Source organism: Candidatus Streptomyces philanthi (genome assembly GCF_059553635.1).
Window position 1 is genome coordinate 1 of record NZ_JCANQV010000123.1, and the last position, 16,749, is coordinate 16,749.

General features: G+C 73.3%; 17 protein-coding genes and 1 pseudogene. 9 read left to right on the forward strand and 9 right to left on the reverse strand.

Annotated elements, in window-relative coordinates; all coding sequences use genetic code 11:
* From AC51EU_RS16240 to AC51EU_RS16250, 3 genes are all read left to right on the forward strand, one after another.
* Positions 1–1,470: S1C family serine protease (locus AC51EU_RS16240; protein ID WP_496267650.1), on the forward strand; the 1,470-nt coding region annotated here is incomplete at its 5' end.
* Positions 1,471–1,610: 140 nt separating this feature from the next.
* The gene (locus tag AC51EU_RS16245) at positions 1,611–2,084 is read left to right on the forward strand and encodes a sec-independent translocase (RefSeq protein WP_496267651.1); all 474 of its coding nucleotides are present in this window, start codon (positions 1,611–1,613) and stop codon (positions 2,082–2,084) included.
* Between the two features lie 114 nt (positions 2,085–2,198).
* On the forward strand, positions 2,199–2,843 hold the full coding sequence (locus AC51EU_RS16250; RefSeq protein WP_496267652.1) for a hypothetical protein: 645 nt from the start codon (positions 2,199–2,201) through the stop codon (positions 2,841–2,843).
* A gap of 81 nt (positions 2,844–2,924) precedes the next feature.
* Here the strand turns inward: AC51EU_RS16250 and AC51EU_RS16255 are convergent, their stop codons facing one another.
* The 3 genes from AC51EU_RS16255 to AC51EU_RS16265 form a co-directional block, all read right to left on the reverse strand.
* Positions 2,925–4,079 (reverse strand): Mrp/NBP35 family ATP-binding protein, encoded by a 1,155-nt coding sequence (locus AC51EU_RS16255; RefSeq protein ID WP_496267653.1) that lies wholly within the window; start codon positions 4,077–4,079, stop codon positions 2,925–2,927.
* 95 nt (positions 4,080–4,174) lie between these two features.
* A complete protein-coding gene (locus AC51EU_RS16260; protein WP_496267654.1) occupies positions 4,175–4,750 on the reverse strand; it encodes a DUF1003 domain-containing protein in 576 nt (191 codons plus the stop codon).
* On the reverse strand, positions 4,740–6,038 hold the full coding sequence (locus AC51EU_RS16265; RefSeq protein ID WP_496267655.1) for a magnesium transporter MgtE N-terminal domain-containing protein: 1,299 nt from the start codon (positions 6,036–6,038) through the stop codon (positions 4,740–4,742). The genes AC51EU_RS16260 and AC51EU_RS16265 overlap by 11 nt, the downstream gene beginning before the upstream one ends.
* Positions 6,039–6,273: 235 nt before the next feature.
* Here AC51EU_RS16265 and AC51EU_RS16270 point away from each other — a divergent pair, with 235 nt between their 5' ends.
* Positions 6,274–7,032, forward strand: a complete 759-nt coding sequence (locus tag AC51EU_RS16270; protein WP_496267656.1) for a hypothetical protein — start codon at positions 6,274–6,276, stop codon at positions 7,030–7,032.
* 11 nt (positions 7,033–7,043) lie between these two features.
* On the opposite strand, the gene AC51EU_RS16275 is transcribed toward AC51EU_RS16270, so the two are convergent.
* Together AC51EU_RS16275 and AC51EU_RS16280 are read right to left on the reverse strand one after the other, a co-directional pair.
* A complete protein-coding gene (locus tag AC51EU_RS16275) occupies positions 7,044–7,583 on the reverse strand; it encodes a hypothetical protein (protein ID WP_496267657.1) in 540 nt (179 codons plus the stop codon).
* 47 nt (positions 7,584–7,630) lie between these two features.
* Positions 7,631–8,743, reverse strand: a complete 1,113-nt coding sequence (locus AC51EU_RS16280; protein WP_496267658.1) for a magnesium and cobalt transport protein CorA — start codon at positions 8,741–8,743, stop codon at positions 7,631–7,633.
* Positions 8,744–9,190: 447 nt separating this feature from the next.
* Between AC51EU_RS16280 and AC51EU_RS16285 the strand changes: the two genes are divergently transcribed.
* Complete coding sequence (locus tag AC51EU_RS16285; protein WP_496267659.1) at positions 9,191–9,772, forward strand: suppressor of fused domain protein; 582 nt, start codon at positions 9,191–9,193, stop codon at positions 9,770–9,772.
* An 18-nt stretch (positions 9,773–9,790) separates the two neighbouring features.
* On the opposite strand, the gene AC51EU_RS16290 is transcribed toward AC51EU_RS16285, so the two are convergent.
* Positions 9,791–11,047, reverse strand: coding sequence for an MFS transporter (locus tag AC51EU_RS16290; protein ID WP_496267660.1), 1,257 nt, complete (start codon positions 11,045–11,047; stop codon positions 9,791–9,793).
* Between the two features lie 220 nt (positions 11,048–11,267).
* Here AC51EU_RS16290 and AC51EU_RS16295 point away from each other — a divergent pair, with 220 nt between their 5' ends.
* The 3 genes from AC51EU_RS16295 (at position 11,268) to AC51EU_RS16305 (ending at position 13,674) form a co-directional block, all read left to right on the forward strand.
* Entirely contained in the window at positions 11,268–11,906 is a 639-nt protein-coding gene (locus AC51EU_RS16295; protein WP_496267661.1) for a DUF6758 family protein, read from the forward strand.
* Between the two features lie 129 nt (positions 11,907–12,035).
* Positions 12,036–12,890, forward strand: a complete 855-nt coding sequence (locus tag AC51EU_RS16300) for a PHP domain-containing protein (RefSeq protein ID WP_496267662.1) — start codon at positions 12,036–12,038, stop codon at positions 12,888–12,890.
* 178 nt (positions 12,891–13,068) lie between these two features.
* Positions 13,069–13,674: a MarC family protein gene (locus AC51EU_RS16305; RefSeq protein ID WP_496267663.1), complete on the forward strand. Its 606-nt coding sequence runs from the start codon at positions 13,069–13,071 to the stop codon at positions 13,672–13,674.
* A 101-nt stretch (positions 13,675–13,775) separates the two neighbouring features.
* Here AC51EU_RS16305 and AC51EU_RS16310 read toward each other — a convergent pair whose 3' ends face one another.
* A complete protein-coding gene (locus AC51EU_RS16310) occupies positions 13,776–13,928 on the reverse strand; it encodes a DUF8834 family protein (protein WP_496267664.1) in 153 nt (50 codons plus the stop codon).
* A gap of 208 nt (positions 13,929–14,136) precedes the next feature.
* Here AC51EU_RS16310 and AC51EU_RS16315 point away from each other — a divergent pair, with 208 nt between their 5' ends.
* Complete coding sequence (locus AC51EU_RS16315) at positions 14,137–15,060, forward strand: NYN domain-containing protein (RefSeq protein WP_496267665.1); 924 nt, start codon at positions 14,137–14,139, stop codon at positions 15,058–15,060.
* A 35-nt stretch (positions 15,061–15,095) separates the two neighbouring features.
* On the opposite strand, the gene AC51EU_RS16320 is transcribed toward AC51EU_RS16315, so the two are convergent.
* Entirely contained in the window at positions 15,096–15,962 is an 867-nt protein-coding gene (locus AC51EU_RS16320; protein ID WP_496267666.1) for an alpha/beta fold hydrolase, read from the reverse strand.
* 252 nt (positions 15,963–16,214) lie between these two features.
* A pseudogene (locus tag AC51EU_RS16325) lies at positions 16,215–16,749 on the reverse strand (DEAD/DEAH box helicase); the annotation flags it as partial.

A 16,749-nucleotide genomic window follows, 5' to 3' on the forward strand; every position in this document is an offset into this window, starting at 1 on the left:
GGCGCCCATCCCCTCCCGGCCGAACGCCCCCTGCCGCACCCGCGGCCGACCGCCGCGCTGGAGAACCACGGGCCCGTGGGCGACCACCCCCTGCCCCCGGAGCAGCCGGGGCCGCAGCCCGGCGCCCCGCAGCCCGGCACCCACCCGGACGCCGGGACCCCGGCCGTACACCCCAGCGTCCCAGCGCCCCCCACAGCCCCCGCCGCGTTCCGGAACACCCCACCGGACGCCACCCACCCGACAACCCACCCCGCACCCCCAACCAGCCCCTTTGCCACCCCCGCCACCCCCACCCCCTGGCAGCACTACGACCCCTGGCGGGCACCGCGTGAGGTGACGGACGAGGCGGTGCCGCGGCCGCGCCGACGGCGGAGGCTGGTTGTCGGGGCCGTGGTGCTGGCGCTGCTCGCCGGGGGTGCGGGGGGTGCCGTGGGGGCGTACATCGAGCGGAACGGGGGGATCGGGGACATCCGGTTGCCGCAGGCGGCCGGGGGGCCGCCGGCCCGTGATCCGCAGAGTGTGGCCGGGATCGCCCAGGCGGCGCTGCCCGGTGTGGTCACGCTGCATGTACGGGGCAACGCGGAGCAGGGGACGGGCACCGGCTTCGTACTGGACCGCAGGGGCCACATCCTCACCAACAACCACGTCGTGGAGCCGGCCGGGACCGGTGGCCAGATAGCGGTGACGTTCAGCGGCGGGGAGACCGCCAAGGGCAAGGTCATCGGCCGGGACGCAGGGTACGACCTGGCCGTCGTGCAGGTCGAGGGCGTCACCGGACTGCGTCCGCTGGCCCTCGGCGACTCCGACGCCGTACGGGTCGGTGACCCGGTCGTCGCCATCGGCGCGCCGTACGACCTCGCCAACACCGTCACCTCCGGCATCATCAGCGCCAAGCAGCGCCCGATCACCGCGGGCGGCGGCAAGGGCGACGGCGCGGAGGTGTCGTACGTCGACGCGTTGCAGACGGACGCCCCGATCAATCCGGGCAACTCCGGCGGCCCGCTGGTGGACTCCCGGGCGCGGGTGATCGGCATCAACAGCGCCATCCGCGCGGCCGACACCGGCGGCGACACGGAGGAGGGCGCCCACGGCGGCAGCATCGGTCTGGGCTTCGCCATCCCCATCAACCAGGCCAAACGGATCGCGGAGGAGCTGATCAACACCGGCCGGGCCACGCACCCGGTGATCGGCGTGACGCTGGAGATGGAGTACGCGGGCGACGGCGCGCGGGTGAGCGGGCGCGGCGAGGACGGCAAGGACCCGGTCACGCCCGGCGGGCCCGGCGCCAAGGCCGGGATCACGTCCGGCGATGTGATCACCGGGGTGGACGGTGCCCCGGTGCACAGCGGGGAGGAGCTGATCGTCAAGGTCCGCAGCCACCGCCCCGGCGACGCGCTGAGCCTGACCGTGCGGCACGGCGGGAAGGAGCGGACCGTCCGGCTGACGCTGGGCTCGTCGACCACCGACTGAGAGCACCGGCTGAGACCACCGACTGATCGTTTGTGCGGTGTTGGTACGGGTGACTCCCGGACGACGCCCGGGGCCAGGTACCGTGAGGGTCGGCCTGGACTGGGCCCTCGTCGGCCGCGGACTTTCCAAGGAGCTGCAAGGTGTTCTTCGATATGGGACCCCTAGAGCTGGTCGCGATCGCGATCCTTGCGGTACTGATCTTCGGTCCGGACAAGCTGCCCAAGGTCATCCAGGACGTGGCGGGCTTCATCCGCAAGGTCCGTGCGTTCTCGGACAATGCCAAGCAGGACATCCGCGACGAGCTGGGCCCCGAGTTCAAGGACTTCGAGTTCGAGGACCTCAAGCCGAAGAACTTCGTCCGCAAGCACGTGCTGGAGAAGGACGAGTACGGCCTCAAGGAGCTCCAGGAGCTCCGTGACGGCTTCGACCTGCGCCAGGAGATGTCCGACCTCGCCGGCTCCGTCCGTGACGGCGCGGCGGACGGCGCGGCGGCGGACGCCGGGCGGGTGAGCCTGTCGAAGGAATCCTCGTCCGGCGGACGCCTGGACCTCACCAAGAAGTCCGGCCCGCTGGCGCCCGGCGAGCGCCCCCCGTTCGACGCGGACGCCACCTGATCCTGACTTGCGCCCGGCCGCGCGGGGCCTATGGCTATGCTCCCCGTGACCGGGGTGAGGTCGCCTGAGGGGGGCGGCGCCCACGGCACAGGGCAACAAGGAGGCTCCGCGCAGATGGAGACGACGAGTCGGGCAGCGCCCCAGACGGTGCCTGCCGACGACGGGCAGAAGGTCGACGGCTATCTGCTGGCCCGGTTCCCGTGGTACGGCCTCGACGAGGCGTACACGGGACCCCGCTGGCTGATGCGGGTGGGCAGCTCCGCGGACGGCACCGTGGAGCACGGCGCGACCGGCCACGGCGAGGAGCCGACCATAAGGACCGATGTCCTCCATGACAACGAGCGGTTCGCCGTCGTGGTGACGGTCGCCGCGCGTCCCGTCCGGCGCAGCGCCGACGGCACGGGCGTCCTGGAGGCCACCTCCGTCTCCACCGCCGCCTGGCTCGCCGGTGCCGGACTGCTCTCCCAGACCTGGCCGGCGCGGATGGACCGTTCGCTGCGCCAGGACTGGCTGGACCAGCAGACCGCGCTCGCCTGGGAACTCGCCGACGACCTCGACGGCGACGCCTGGCGGGAGCTTCCGCTGCCGGTCGACGGCGTCCCCGTACCGTTCCGCTACCGCGAGTCCGAGTACGGCTGGGTGCTGGCCGGCCCGTCGGGCGACGGCGGCGGGGTGCACCTCGGTGCCTACGGCCGGGGGATCAGCGCGTACGGACTGGGCTTCGGGGTGATCCAGGACATCGCGGCGTACCGGGGCTGAACGGCCCCGAGGGGGTGCGCCCGCACGCCCCGCGCATGCCGAGGGGCGGACCGGACGTACCGGCCCGCCCCGTGCGCGGCGTCAGAACTTGTTGCGCGGGGTGATCCCCAGCGACATGCCGGACAGACCGCGCTGACGGCCGCCCAGCTTGCCCGCGATGGCGCGGATCGCCGCGCCCGCGGGGGAGTCCGGGTCGGTGAGGACGACGGGCTTGCCCTCGTCGCCGCCCTCGCGCAGCCGGACGTCGATCGGGATGGCGCCGAGCACCGGCACCTGGGCGCCGGTGGCGCGGGTCAGGCCCTCGGCGACCCGCTCGCCGCCGCCGGTGCCGAACACGTCGACCATCTCGTCGCAGTGCGGGCAGGGCAGCCCGGACATGTTCTCCACCACGCCGACGATCTTCTGATGGGTCTGTACGGCGATCGAACCGGCCCGCTCGGCGACCTCGGCCGCGGCCTGCTGGGGGGTGGTGACGACCAGGATCTCCGCGTTCGGCACCAGCTGGGCCACCGAGATCGCGATGTCGCCGGTGCCCGGGGGCAGGTCGAGCAGCAGGACGTCCAGGTCGCCCCAGTAGACGTCGGCGAGGAACTGCTGGAGGGCGCGGTGCAGCATCGGGCCGCGCCAGACGACGGGGGCGTTGCCCGGGGTGAACATGCCGATCGAGATGACCTTCACACCGTTCGCCGACGGCGGCATGATCATGTTCTCGACCTGGGTGGGCCGCCCGTCCGCGCCCAGCATCCGGGGCACCGAGTGACCGTAGATGTCGGCGTCGACCACACCGACCTTCAGCCCGTCCGCCGCCATCGCCGCGGCGAGGTTGACCGTCACGGACGACTTGCCGACGCCGCCCTTGCCGGACGCCACCGCGTAGACGCGGGTCAGCGAACCGGGCCGGGCGAACGGCACCTCGCGCTCGGCGGTACCGCCGCGCAGGGCGGTGGCCAGCTCGCGGCGCTGCTCGTCGCTCATCACGTCCAGGTCGACGGTGACGCCGGTGACGCCCTCGACCCGCTCGACGGCCTCCCGCACGCTGCTGGTGATCGTCTCGCGCATCGGGCAACCGGAGACGGTGAGGTAGACCGTCACCGAGACCGCGCCACCGGCCGCGATCTCCACCGATTTGACCATCCCCAGCTCCGTGATGGGCCGGTGGATCTCGGGGTCGTTGACCGTGGCGAGCGCTTCGCGCACGGCGTCCTCGCTCGGCGCGGGGGGAGTGTCGGGTGCCATACAACAGATACTACGGCCGCGCGTCGCGCGTCGATGAGGGGTGGTGGTCGGGTGACGGGTGGGCACTACGGCCGCCCCACCCGCCCCCCACCCCCTCACCTCTCCCGCTCCTCCCGTTCCGCGTCCACCATCTGCCGCAGTTCCAGGTCCCTCAGCAGGTCGGTCAGTTCGGAGCGGATCCAGTCGCGGGTGGCGACCTCGCCGAGGCCGAGGCGGAGGGCGGCGATCTCGCGCGTCAGGTACTCGGTGTCGGCGATGGAGCGTTCGTTCTGCTTGCGGTCCTGCTCCTGGGTGACCCGGTCGCGGTCGGCCTGGCGGTTCTGCGCCAGCAGGATCAGCGGCGCCGCGTACGACGCCTGGAGCGAGAGGGCCAGGGTCAGGAAGATGAACGGGTACTGGTCGAACCGCAGGTTCGGCGGCACGGTGATGTTCCAGCCGATCCACAGGATGATCACCACCGTCATCCAGACGATGAACCGGCCGGTCCCCAGGAAGCGCGCGATCTTCTCCGACAGCCGCCCGAACGCGTCCGGGTCGTACTGCGGCATGAACGACCGGCGGGGCATCCGCGGCAGGTCGAGGCGTACCCGGGGACGGTCGGGGGCGCCCTGCCGCAGCGGCGACGCGCCGTGGGCCCGTGCCCGCGCGTTCTCCCGTTCCTCAGACGCCATCGCCGGCCTCCCCCTCCTCCGGGGCGTGCGCGGTCACGGTGCCGTGCAACTCGTTCTCCCGCCAGTCCTCCGGCAGCAGATGGTCGAGGACGTCGTCGACGGTCACCGCGCCCAGCAGGGAACCGCTCTCGTCGACGACGGGCGCGGCGACCATGTTGTACGCGGCCAGATAGCTGGTGACCTCGGGCAGCGGGGTGTCCGGCGCGAGCGGCGGCAGATCGGTGTCGGCGAGCGAGCTGACCAGCGCGAACGGCGGGTCGCGCAGCAGCCGCTGGAAGTGCACCACGCCCAGGAACTTGCCGGTCGGCGTCTCGTCCGGGGGACGGCAGACATAGACCTGGGCGGCGAGCGCGGGGGACAGGTCGGGGTCGCGCACCCGGGCGAGCGCGTCGGCGACCGTGGCGTGCGGACGCAGCACGACCGGCTCGGTGGTCATCAGCCCGCCCGCGGTGTGCTCCTCGTACGACATCAGGCGCCGTACGTCGGCGGCCTCCTCGGGGCGCATCAGGGTGAGCAGCCGCTCCTTCTCCTCCTCGGGGAGTTCGGAGAGCAGGTCGGCGGCGTCGTCGGGGTCCATCGCCTCCAGGACGTCGGCGGCCCGTTCGTCCTTCAGCTTGCCGAGGATCTCGACGCGGTCGTCCTCCGGCAGCTCCTCCAGGACGTCCGCCAGCCGGTCGTCGTCGAGGGCGGCGGCGACCTCGGCGCGCCGTTTGGGGGAGAGGTGGTGCAGGACGCCCGCGAGGTCGGCGGGGCGCAGCTGCTCGAAGGTGGCCAGGAGGTTCTCCGCGCCCTGGCCGTGCTCCTCCAGCGAGAAGCCGGTGACCGCCGACCACTCCACGGTCAGCGCCTCGCCCTTGCGGCGCAGCGCCCCGCTCTTGCCCCGGCGGACGAAGACCTTGTCGATCTCCCAGTCGCGGCGGGCCGGGAGCTGGATGATGCCGATGTCGAGGACGGTGACCTCCTCGCCCGTCTCCACCAGCCGCACCCGGCGGTCCAGCAGCTCGCCGAGGACCAGCGTCTCGGCGGTCCGCTGCTCGAAGCGGCGCATGTTGACGACACCCGTGGTGATGACCTGGCCGGACTCCACACCCGTCACCCGGGTCATCGGCACAAAGATCCGTCTCCTGCTGACCACCTCGACGACCAGCCCCAGCAGACGCGGCGGCCGGTTGCCGACCCGCAGCATCGCGACGAGGTCCCGGACCCTGCCGACCTGGTCCCCGTTGGGGTCGAACACCGCGACACCGGAGAGGTGGGAGACGAAGATCCGCGGAGTCGTCACCGCCATACCCGGCCCCTCCTTTTCTCCCGCTACGCCCGCAATTGCGGCTTCGATGCCGTTCAGGCTAACGCGGGCCGCGCGCCGCCGCCCCGGCGGGAGACCCGTATGCCCGTACGCGCGGCCCCCCGGCGTGCGCCCGGCGCCCCCGTCCCGCCCGTTCGGCCGGTCCGCGCGCCCCCGCCGCACCGGTACGCTGCGCCCTACCGCTGTCGAGGTCGTCGCATCAGGAGGCAGAGCCGACGTGAGTGCAATCCCCCCTGGCCCCCGGCCCCTGACCGCCCGCCGGCGCATGGTGCGGGCGGTGCTCGCGGGGGCGGTGGGCGCGGCGCTCGCCGCGACGGCGGGCTGTTCCGGGGAGGACCCGGACGCGGGCACCAACGGTGTCGGCAAGCTGCCCGCCGCGAAGATCGAGTCCAGGGCCCGGTCGGCCGCCGCGGGCGCCGACACCGTCCACCTCTCCGGCAACGTCGTCACCCAGGGGAGTACGTTCACCCTGGACATGCGGCTCGCCGCGCACGGCGCCCAGGGCCGGGTGACGACCAAGGACTCCGCCTTCCAGCTGCTGCGGGTCGACGACGCGCTCTACCTCAAGGCGGACGCGGCCTTCTGGGCCGGGGAGAAGGACAACGGGGGCTCCGCCGCCGCCAAGCTCGGCGGCAAGTACGTCAAGGTGCCGTCCGCCGATCCGGTCTACCAGCGCTTCAGCGGCTTCACCGACAAGGACAAACTGCTGTCCGGGCTGCTCGGCCTGCACGGCGAGCTGGCCGCGGGGCCGCGCGGCACCGTCGACGGCGTCCGCACGATCCGGGTCACCGGGGGCGCAGGTTCCGGCGGCACGCTGGACGTCTCCCTGGAGGGCACGCCGTACCCGCTGCGGATGCGGCGCGCGGGGGACGCGGGCGTGGTGCGGCTCGGGGAGTGGGGCAAGGCGGTGGACCTCAAGGCGCCGCCCCGCGACGAGGTCGTCGACTACGGCACCCAGGTCTCCCCGGGCGGCTGACCGGCGCCGGCTCAGCCCCTGCGGCCCCGGCGCAGCAGCCGCGGCAGCGCGGCGGGGACGGGCCCGCGGGTGACGGCGGGGGAGGGCAGTACGGGGGCGGCCTGCCCGTCGTCGGGCATGGCCCCCGGCCGCTGGAGGGCGTCCCCGGTGGGCTCCAGCCGCAGGACGCGGCACTCGCGTGCCCAGCGTGCGGTGAGGGTGTCGGCGTCCGGCGCGTTGAGGCGCTTGCCCTTCAGCTCGTCGACGGCGGCGCGCCACGCCTCGCCCTCCGGGGCCAGTTCGGTGACGCGGGCCCGCCAGACGACGAGGCGCCCGCCCTTGTCCTTGCTGCGGACGGTGACCTCGGCCGTGCCGCCGTCGTCCAGTCCGAGGCCGGACAGCGGCTGTTCGCCGGGGCCGTCCCCGACGAGGCAGACCGCGCCGTCGTGCCACAGGTGCCACAGGGCCCGCGCCGACCCCGTCGTGCCCCGCACCCAGACCAGGCCGGACTTCTTGGTGGCCTCTTCGATGAGCGCCCGATCCTGCAGGGCCCGCGACACCGTCTCCGTCATACCGCTCAGCCTAACGACCCCCCGGCGGGCCGCCTTGAGGAGAACCGTCAAAGCCAGCCGTTGCGCTTGAACCCGCGGTGGATGCAGAAGCAGATGCCGACGGTGACGACCAGGACCGCCGGATAGCTGTAGCGCCACTCCAGTTCCGGCATGTGCCGGAAGTTCATCCCGTAGATCCCGGCGATCATGGTGGGGACCGCGAAGATCGCCGCCCATGCCGTGATCTTGCGCATGTCCTCGTTCTGGGCGACCGCGGCCTGCGCCAGATTGGCCTGGAGGATGGAGTTGAGCAGGTCGTCGAAGGAGAGGACCTGCTCGTTGACGCGCGCGAGGTGGTCAGCGACGTCCCGGAAGTACTTCTGGATGTCGGAGTCGACCAGCCGCATCGGGCGCTCGCTCAGCAGTTGCATCGGCCGCAGCAGCGGCGAGACCGCGCGCTTGAACTCCAGCACCTCGCGCTTGAGCTGGTAGATCCGCCCGGCGTCGCCGCCCCGCGTCGGGCCCTTGCCGTTGGTGCCCGAGCTGAAGACGTCGATCTCCACCTCGTCGATGTCGTCCTGGACCGCCCCGGCGACCGCGATATAGCCGTCGACGACCTGGTCGGCGATGGCGTGCAGCACCGCGGACGGGCCCTTGGCCAGCAGCTCGGGGTCCTCCTGGAGGCGGTGGCGCAGGGCGCGCAGCGAGCCCTGGCCGCCGTGCCGCACGGTCACGATGAAGTTCCGGCCCGTGAAGCACATCACCTCACCGGTCTCCACCACCTCGCTGGTCGCGGTCAGCTCGGCGTGCTCGACGTAGTGCACCGTCTTGAACACCGTGAACAGGGTGTCGTCGTAGCGCTCCAGCTTCGGCCGCTGGTGGGCGTGGACGGCGTCCTCGACGGCGAGCGGGTGCAGCCCGAACTCCTCGGCGATCCCGGCGAATTCGGCCTCCGTCGGCTCGTGCAGCCCGATCCAGGCGAAGCCGCCTCCGTCGGCGACCTGCGCCATGGCCTCGGCGGGGGACAGATGGGCGCTCACCCGGCGGCCCTCGCGGTAGACCCCGCAGTCGACGATGGCGCTGTTGGCGCAGACGGGGGTGGCGGGCTCGTGCGGGCAGGAGGCGTGGCCACGGCGGCGGGAGGGGCGGACGGCGGCACGCAGGTCGCGGATCATCGACATGGCAGGCTCCTTCACGGGCCGGCCGTCAGCGCGGGCGCGGGGCGCAACGCTGCCCGGAACGTGGACGTACGAGGCGCTTCCGGCGTACGTCCGCAAAGCGGGCGGCGCTCCGTGCGGGGTGTGCTGGCGGCGGTTCAGCAGAGAACACGGAACTGGGGGCGGGGGCGCTCTTCCGTCATCTCTTCGTGGCGCGAAGGCACTTCACGGGTTTCGCCGCGGAACGGCGGGGTACGGAAGTTCTCGGCTCAGCGGGCGCGCTGCACGCGGGAGATGACGGGAGAACTGTCGGTACTGCACGGTCGACTCGGATCCACCGCAGCCCCACCTCCTCCGGCCGGTCCCCGTTGGGGGACGAACGTCATTCCCTGACCAGACGGCAAGGCTACCAGTCACCCGAACCGTCAAGGCCCCGCTTTGCCCGTTCGATACACGTCCTATGCTCACGGCATGTCCGACGTTCTTGAGCTGGTCGAGGCCCGGTTGCGCACCGCCCTGGGCGAACCGGAGGCCCGCGCCGCCGTCACGTTCCTGGGGACCGACCGCATCGAGGTGCTGCGCTTCCTCGACGGCGAGGTGGTGCGCTACGCGACCCTCGGGATGTCGGCCCACCCGATGACCGATCCCACCGCGATGGTCGCCGCGGGCGGCCCCCGCGCCGAACTCGTGCTGTCCGTGCGCGGGGGCCGTGCCGACACCGACAAGGCGCTCAGGCCGCTCGCCGTGCTCGCGGCCTCCCCGCAGGTCGAGGGCGTCGTCGTGGCGCCGGGGGCTTCGCTGGACCTGGGGGAGCCGCTGTGGCCGGGCGCCCGGTTCACTTCGGTGCTCGTCGGGGCGTCCGGGGGGCTGGTCGAGGACCTGGAGGCGGACGGGGAGCGGGAGGCGGTGCGGTTCCTGCCGCTGCTGCCGATGACGCCCGAGGAGGCCGCCTGGAAGCGGGTGCACGGCGCCGACGCGCTCCAGGAGCGCTGGCTGCGGCTCGGCACGGACCTGCGGGACCCCCTGCGGTCCGGCGTGCCGCTCGGCGACTGAGGGCCCGCGGGGGCGTCGTCAGCGGGCGAAGACGGAGACGCCGTCCTCGGTGGCGTGCCGCGGCTCCAGTTCCTCCGCCCGCGCGGTGAGCGCCCGTCGGCGTACGGCGACGACGGCGGCGCCGACCAGCGCGGCCAGGGCCGCGACGACGAACGGGACGCGGTGGTCGGTCCACTCCGCGATCTTCGGGGCGAGGAACGGCGCGGCGGCCGCGGCGAACCAGCGGACGAAGTTGTAGCCGGCGCTGGCCACCGGCCGCGGGGCGTCCGAGACGCCGAGGGCGAGTTCGGTGAAGACGGTGTTGTTGAGGCCGATGAAGGCGCCCGAGACGATGGTGCAGACGACGGCGGTGGTGTGGTCGCCGTAGCCCAGGACCACCAGGTCGGCGGCGAGCAGCACCAGGGAGCCGCCGAGGACCTGGAGCGAGCCGAAGCGGCGCTGGAGGCGCGGCGCCACGATCACCGAGAAGACGGCGAGCAGCACACCCCAGGCGAAGAAGACACCGCCGGACCGGTAGGGCGTCATGTCCAGCACGAACGGGGTGAAGGCCAGCACCGTGAAGAACGCGTAGTTGTAGAAGAACGCGGAGACGGCGGCGGAGGCCAGCCCGCCGTGCCCGAGGGCCCTGACCGGGTCGAGCAGTGAGGTCTTGCGGGCGGGCCGGGGCTGTTCCTTGAGGAACGCGGTGATGGCGAGGAAGCCGACGGCCATGAGGACGGCGGTGCCGAAGAAGGGGTAGCGCCACTTCATGTCGCCGAGGACCGCGCCGAGCAGCGGGCCGCAGGCCATGCCCAGGCCGAGGGCGGACTCGTAGAGCAGGATCGCCGCCGCGCTGCCGCCCGCCGCGGCGCCGACGATCACCGCCAGGGACGTGGAGACGAACAGCGCGTTGCCCAGGCCCCAGCCGGCCCGGAAGCCGACCAGCTGGCCGACGGAGCCGGACATGCCGGAGAGGGCGGCGAAGACCACCACCAGCGCGAGGCCGGCGAGCAGGGTCTTGCGGCCGCCGATGCGGCTGGAGACGAAGCCGGTGACCAGCATCGCGAACGCGGTGATCAGGAAGTAGGAGGTGAACAGGAGGGAGACCTGGCTGTTGGTGGCGTGCAGGCCCCGCGCGATCGACGGCAGGATCGGGTCGACGAGGCCGATGCCCATGAAGGCCACGACGGAGGCGCCGGCGGTGGCCCAGACCGCCTTCGGCTGGCGCAGCAGGCTGCCGCCGCCCTCGTCGAACGGATCGTCGTCGGCGGCCGGGCCGCTTCCGCTGCTGTGCATGCCGCGGTTCCCTCCTGTCGTCCGGGGCGGGGCACCCGGAGATGGTTGATCTATACACACATTAAGTTAGTTACGCTAAAGAGTGCAAATTACAACTACCGGCTGCGGTGAGGGTGCTGCGTATGAATGGCTGGAATTCGCCCTACTGGTGGCTGGATCGGAGTGCCGGACGGGTGATCGTCCTTGACGTGACGGGGCGCCAGTAGGACCGTTGGACTTTATGAGGGGCGAACCCAGTTGCCCGAAGTGCGGTGGCCGGGTGCGCGCGCCCGGTCTCTTCCACGACACCTGGCAGTGCGCCGTGCACGGCACCGTGTACCCGCTCCAGCCGGTGGTCCCGCCGAGCGTCGAGGCGCTCGGCGTCGTCGTGCACCGCGCGCAGGTGCCCGTATGGATGCCCTGGCCGCTGCCCGTCGGCTGGCTGTTCACCGGCGTGGTCTTCGCGGGCGACGACCGCAGCGGAGGCCGCGCGACCGCCGTGGCCTGCTCCGGACCGGGCCCCCTCGGCGGCCCCGGCGAACTGGTCCTGGTCGCCGAGGAACTGGGCGTGGGCCTCGGCGCCCGCTTCGCCGGCCTCGACGGCCCCGACCCCGGCCCCGGCATGCGGGTCGACACCGCCCCCCACGCCAAGGTGCTCGCCGCCGGCCGCCCCACCCCCCTCTGGCACGTCGAGGGCGCCCCCGGGGACCGCGCGGTCTTCGCCGGCGAGGCCCGCGGCCTGTGGCTGTGGGCCGTCGTCTGGCCCGAGCGCACCGGCATGCTCATGTACGACGACCTGGTGCTCACCGACCTGCGCGAGGCCGGTGCCGAGGTGGACCTGCTGCCCTGCGGGGCGCTGTCCCCGCGCATCCTGCTCTGAACCGGGACGCCCCGGGCATCCCGCCGCGGCCGGTATCCTTCAGGGAGCCCCGCGTGGCGCCGCCGGAACCCTCCGGGCCGGACGCCCGCCCGGCGTCCCCGTCCCGCCCCGCAGTCTGGAGTCCGTGTCGTGCGCATCGACCTGCACACCCACTCCACCGCTTCGGACGGCACGGACACCCCCGCCGAACTGGTGCGCAACGCCGCTGCCGCCGGCCTCGACGTCGTCGCACTCACCGACCACGACACCGTCGGCGGCCACGCCGAGGCCCGCGCCGCGCTGCCCGCCGGACTGACCCTGGTCACCGGCACCGAGTTCTCCTGCCGCCTCGACGGCGTCAGCCTCCACCTCCTCGGCTACCTCTACGACCCCACCGAGCCCCGCCTCGCCCGCGAGCGCGAACTGGTCCGCGACGACCGGGTCCCCCGGGCGCGCGCCATGGTCGACAAGCTCCGCGCGCTGGGCGTGCCCCTCACCTGGGAGCGGGTGGCGCGGATCGCCGGGGACGGCGCCGTCGGCCGCCCCCACCTCGCCAGCGCCCTGGTCGAACTCGGCGTCGTCGCCACGGTCTCGGACGCCTTCACCTCCGACTGGCTCGGCAACGACGGCCGCGCCTACGTCGAGAAGCACGAGCTGGACCCGTTCGACGCCATCCGGATGATCAAGGACGCGGGCGGTGTCACCGTCTTCGCGCACCCCCTGGCCGTCAAGCGCGGCGTCTGCGTCCCCGAGAGCGCCGTCGCCGACCTGGCCGCCGCCGGCCTCGACGGCATCGAGGTCGACCACATGGACCACGACGACGCCACCCGCGCCCGGCTGCGCGGGCTCGCCGCCGACCTCGGCCTGCTGGCCACCGGGTCCAGCGACTACCACGGCAGCCGCAAGACCTGCCGCCTCGGCGAGTACACCACCGACCCCGAGATCTACGGCGAGATCGTGCGCCGGGCCACCGGCGCCTTCCCCGTCCCCGGCGCGGGCGGCTGACCCCGCACCGCCTTCACGGCACCGCCCGGCCGGGACGCCACGCGTCCCCCGCCGCCGGTGCGCGTCCTTCCCCGCCCTCTTTCCGGCCGCGTCCCCCTCCCGGGTGGCCGCACGCCCTCCGCATCGTCGCGGCGGGCGGGGCCCACCCTCCGTACCACCACCGCAAGGCAGCTTCACCGTGTTCGACCTCGCAGTCTTCAGCACCCTCTTTGTCACGCTATTTGTGATCATGGACCCGCCGGGGATCACCCCGATCTTCCTCGCCCTGACCTCCGGCCGCGCCGCCAAGGTCCAGCGGCGGATGGCATGGCAGGCCGCCACCGTCGCGTTCTGCGTCATCGCCGTGTTCGGCCTCTTCGGGGAGCAGATCCTCGGGCGGCTGCACATCTCCACCCCCGCACTGATGATCGCGGGCGGCCTTCTGCTGCTGCTCGTCGCGCTGAACCTGCTCACCGGCAAGTCGGAGGAGCCGACCCAGACCAAGGACGTCAATGTGGCGCTGGTGCCGCTCGGCATGCCACTGCTCGCCGGGCCCGGCGCGATCGTGTCGGTGATCCTCGCCGTCCAGCACGCGCAGGGCCTCGCCGGCCAGGTCTCGGTGTGGGCCGCGATCGTCGCGATCCATGTGGTGCTCTATCTGGCGATGCGCTTCTCGCTGGTGATCATCCGGTTGATCAAGGACGGCGGTGTGGTGCTGGTGACCCGCCTCGCGGGCATGATGCTCGCCGCCCTCGCCGTACAGCAGATCATCAACGGCATCACCCAGGTCGTCCAGGGCGTCTGAGCCCCGCCGGACGGCCGAGCGCCCCCGTACGCCGCGGTGACGGCGTCGTACGGGGGCGCTCGGAGCGTGCCGCCCTGGGCGTACGGGCAGCGGCTTCGGTGTTAACGGGCGGCGGTGTCGGCCGGGCGGATGTAGACACGCTGGCCGGTCGCGGCGGCCTGCTGCACTATCCGGTTGACGGAGGCGGCGTCCACGACGGTGCTGTCCACGGCGGTGCCGTCGACATCGTCAAGGCGCATGATCTCGAAGCGCATACGGCTTCTCCCTTCGTCGGATCCTCCTGTGGAGAACGAAATGAGCGGGGAGCGGCCCGGCGTCGCTGCCGGCGTCCCACCTGGGACAACGTCTTGGCAGGGTGCAATCATTCCCTACACTAAGGAAATTTTTCGACGACTTAAGCACACCGGGGCACAGGGGGCAGGTTGTGCCCCGGAAGCGGCCGCCAGGACAATGGACCCCGGTATGAACGACCCCCGGCCGACAGGCTCATCCGATCTCGCCGCCCTCGCCGCCGGCATGGAGCGCACCAACGAGTTGCTCGCCCGTGTCCTCGCCGAGGTCGCCACCACCCCGTCCACCCACGCGATCTTCGTCGACGCCGGCTACGTCTACGCGGCGGCCGGACGGCTCGTCGTCGGCGCGGAGGACCGCAGAGCCTGCGTCCTGGACGCCGAAGGGCTCCTTGAGGCGTTCATCGACAAGGCCCGCACGATATTCCCCGACAGCCGCCTCCTGCGCGTCTACTGGTACGACGGCGCCCGCCGCCGCATCCACACCGCCGAGCAGCAGCGCATCGCCGAACTGCCCGACGTCAAGGTCCGCCTCGGCAACCTCAACGCCGACAACCAGCAGAAGGGCGTCGACTCCCTCATCCGCTCCGACCTGGAGTCCCTCGCCCGCCACCGCGCCATCAGCGACGCCGTCCTCATCGGCGGCGACGAGGACCTGGTCTCCGCCGTCGAGGCCGCGCAGGGCTATGGCGCCCGCGTCCACCTGTGGGGCATCGACGCCGCCGGCGGCCGCAACCAGGCCGACCCCCTGCTGTGGGAGGTCGACAGCCAGCGCGTCCTCGACCACGACTTCTTCCGCCCCTACGTCACCCGCCGTACCACCCAGGAGAACGAGACCACCCAGGACGGCGCCCCCGTCCCCTCCCACGACGCCGTCCGCTTCGTCGGCGCCCGCATCGCCGCCCAGTGGCTCTCCGAACGCGGCCGCACCTGGGCCGCCGACCTCCTGCCCGGCCGCCCCTACCTCCCCGGCCCCGTCGACCAGGAACTCCTGACCTCCGCCGAAGCGCTCCTGCACCTCTCCCTGCGCGCCCACTCCGACCTGCGCCGCACGCTGCGCGACGGCTTCTGGGAGCACGTCCAGGGGCAGTGCTAGGCCGTGTCCGACATGCCCTGGGGAAGGCCCGGGGCTCAGGACACCCGCGTCCAGAAGGCGGCCAGGGCGGCGGCGGTCTGCTCGGGCCGCTCCGCGTTCGGTGAGTGGGCCGCGCCGTCGATGACGGTGCGCGGCGCGCCGAGCCGCCGCGCCATGTCGTCGATCAGCGGCACCGGCCAGGCGTAGTCCTCCCCGCCCGACACCACATGCTTGGGCAGCGCCACCGAGGCCAGCTCCGCGACCCGGTCCGGCTCCTCGATCATCTGCCGCCCCGTCCCGATCAACTGCTCGGGAACGGTGCTCAGCCAGCGGCGGTGCAGGAACTCGACGATCTCCCCGGGCGTCGCCGCGCCCGCCTGCTCCGGCGGGTCCAGCGCGCGCATCGCCTGCCAGACCGCCTCCATCTCCAGCGTCCCGAGCGCGTCGATCAGCATCCGCAACCGGGTCTGCTGGGCCTCCGTGATCGCCGCCGGCCCCGAACTGACCACCGTGAACGAACGGAACGGCGCCGCGTCCCGGAGCACCGCGGCCCGCCCGAGCAGCGCGCCCAGCGAATGCCCGAGCAGATGGACCGGCCCACCGCCGTTCTCGCCCAGCACCCGCGCCTGCGCCAGCACGTCGAGCGCCAGCTCCTCCTGGACGTACGCGGAGACGTCCCGCGGCCCCGCCGTCTCGTACTGCCCCCGGCCGTCCACCGCCACCACCCGGAACCCGGCCGCGGCCAGCGGCCCGAGCAGCGCGATGAAGTCCTCCTTGCTCCCGGTGAACCCGGGCACCAGCAGCGCCGTCCCCGCCACCGGCCCCTCCGGGAGGGCGTCGTGCACGGCGAACGCCCCCCGCGCGGTCTCCAGCCGGCGGGCACGGGCACACGGGGGCAAGGTGAGGGTCGGCGGCCTGCTCATGCCCCGAGGCTATCCGGCCCCCGCCCCTTTGGCGCCGCCCACCCACCACGGAACCCGGCAATCCACCCTGGCGCCGGGTACGGGGCGGACGGGCGTCAGGCGTACGGCCCATGGGGGGCGGCCTCCGGGGGAGCGGGGCGGCCTCCGGCCGGTCTCCGGCGTCCCGTCCGCCTCCGGGCCTGTCCGCACGGCGGTCCCGGGAACGCCGACGGCCCGGCCCCCGTGCGGGGACCGGGCCGTCGTGCGGAGGGATCAGCTCTCCGCGGTGACCTCGACCGGCTCGGCCGCGGCCTTCCGCGTGCGCCGCGGCTTGGCGGGCGCGGCATCGGCGTCCGTCTTCTTGGCTGCGGTCTTCCGCGTCCGCTTCGGCTTGACGGCCTCGGCGTCGGCGGGCGCTGCCGCCTCGGCCTCGTCGGCGGTCGTCCTGGCGGCGGCGCGCTTGCGGGTCCGCTTGGGCTTGGCGGGTGCCTCGTCCGCCGGGGCGCTCCCGACCTCGGCGGCCGGAGCCGCCTCGGTCTCGGCGGTCTTCGCGGCGGCGCGCTTACGCGTCCGCTTGGGCTTCGCCGGCGCCTCGTCCGCCGGAGCGCTCCCGACCTCGGCGGCCGGAGCCGCCTCGGCCTCCGCGGCGACGGTCTTCGCCGCGGCCCGCTTCCGCGTCCGCTTCGGCTTCGCCGGCGCGTCCTCCGCCGGGGCCGCCTCGTCCGTGGTGACGGTCGTCGCGGGTGCCTCGTCGGTGGTCACGGGGCGTGCGGTCCGGGTACGGCGGCGCGGCTTGGTCACGGCCGTC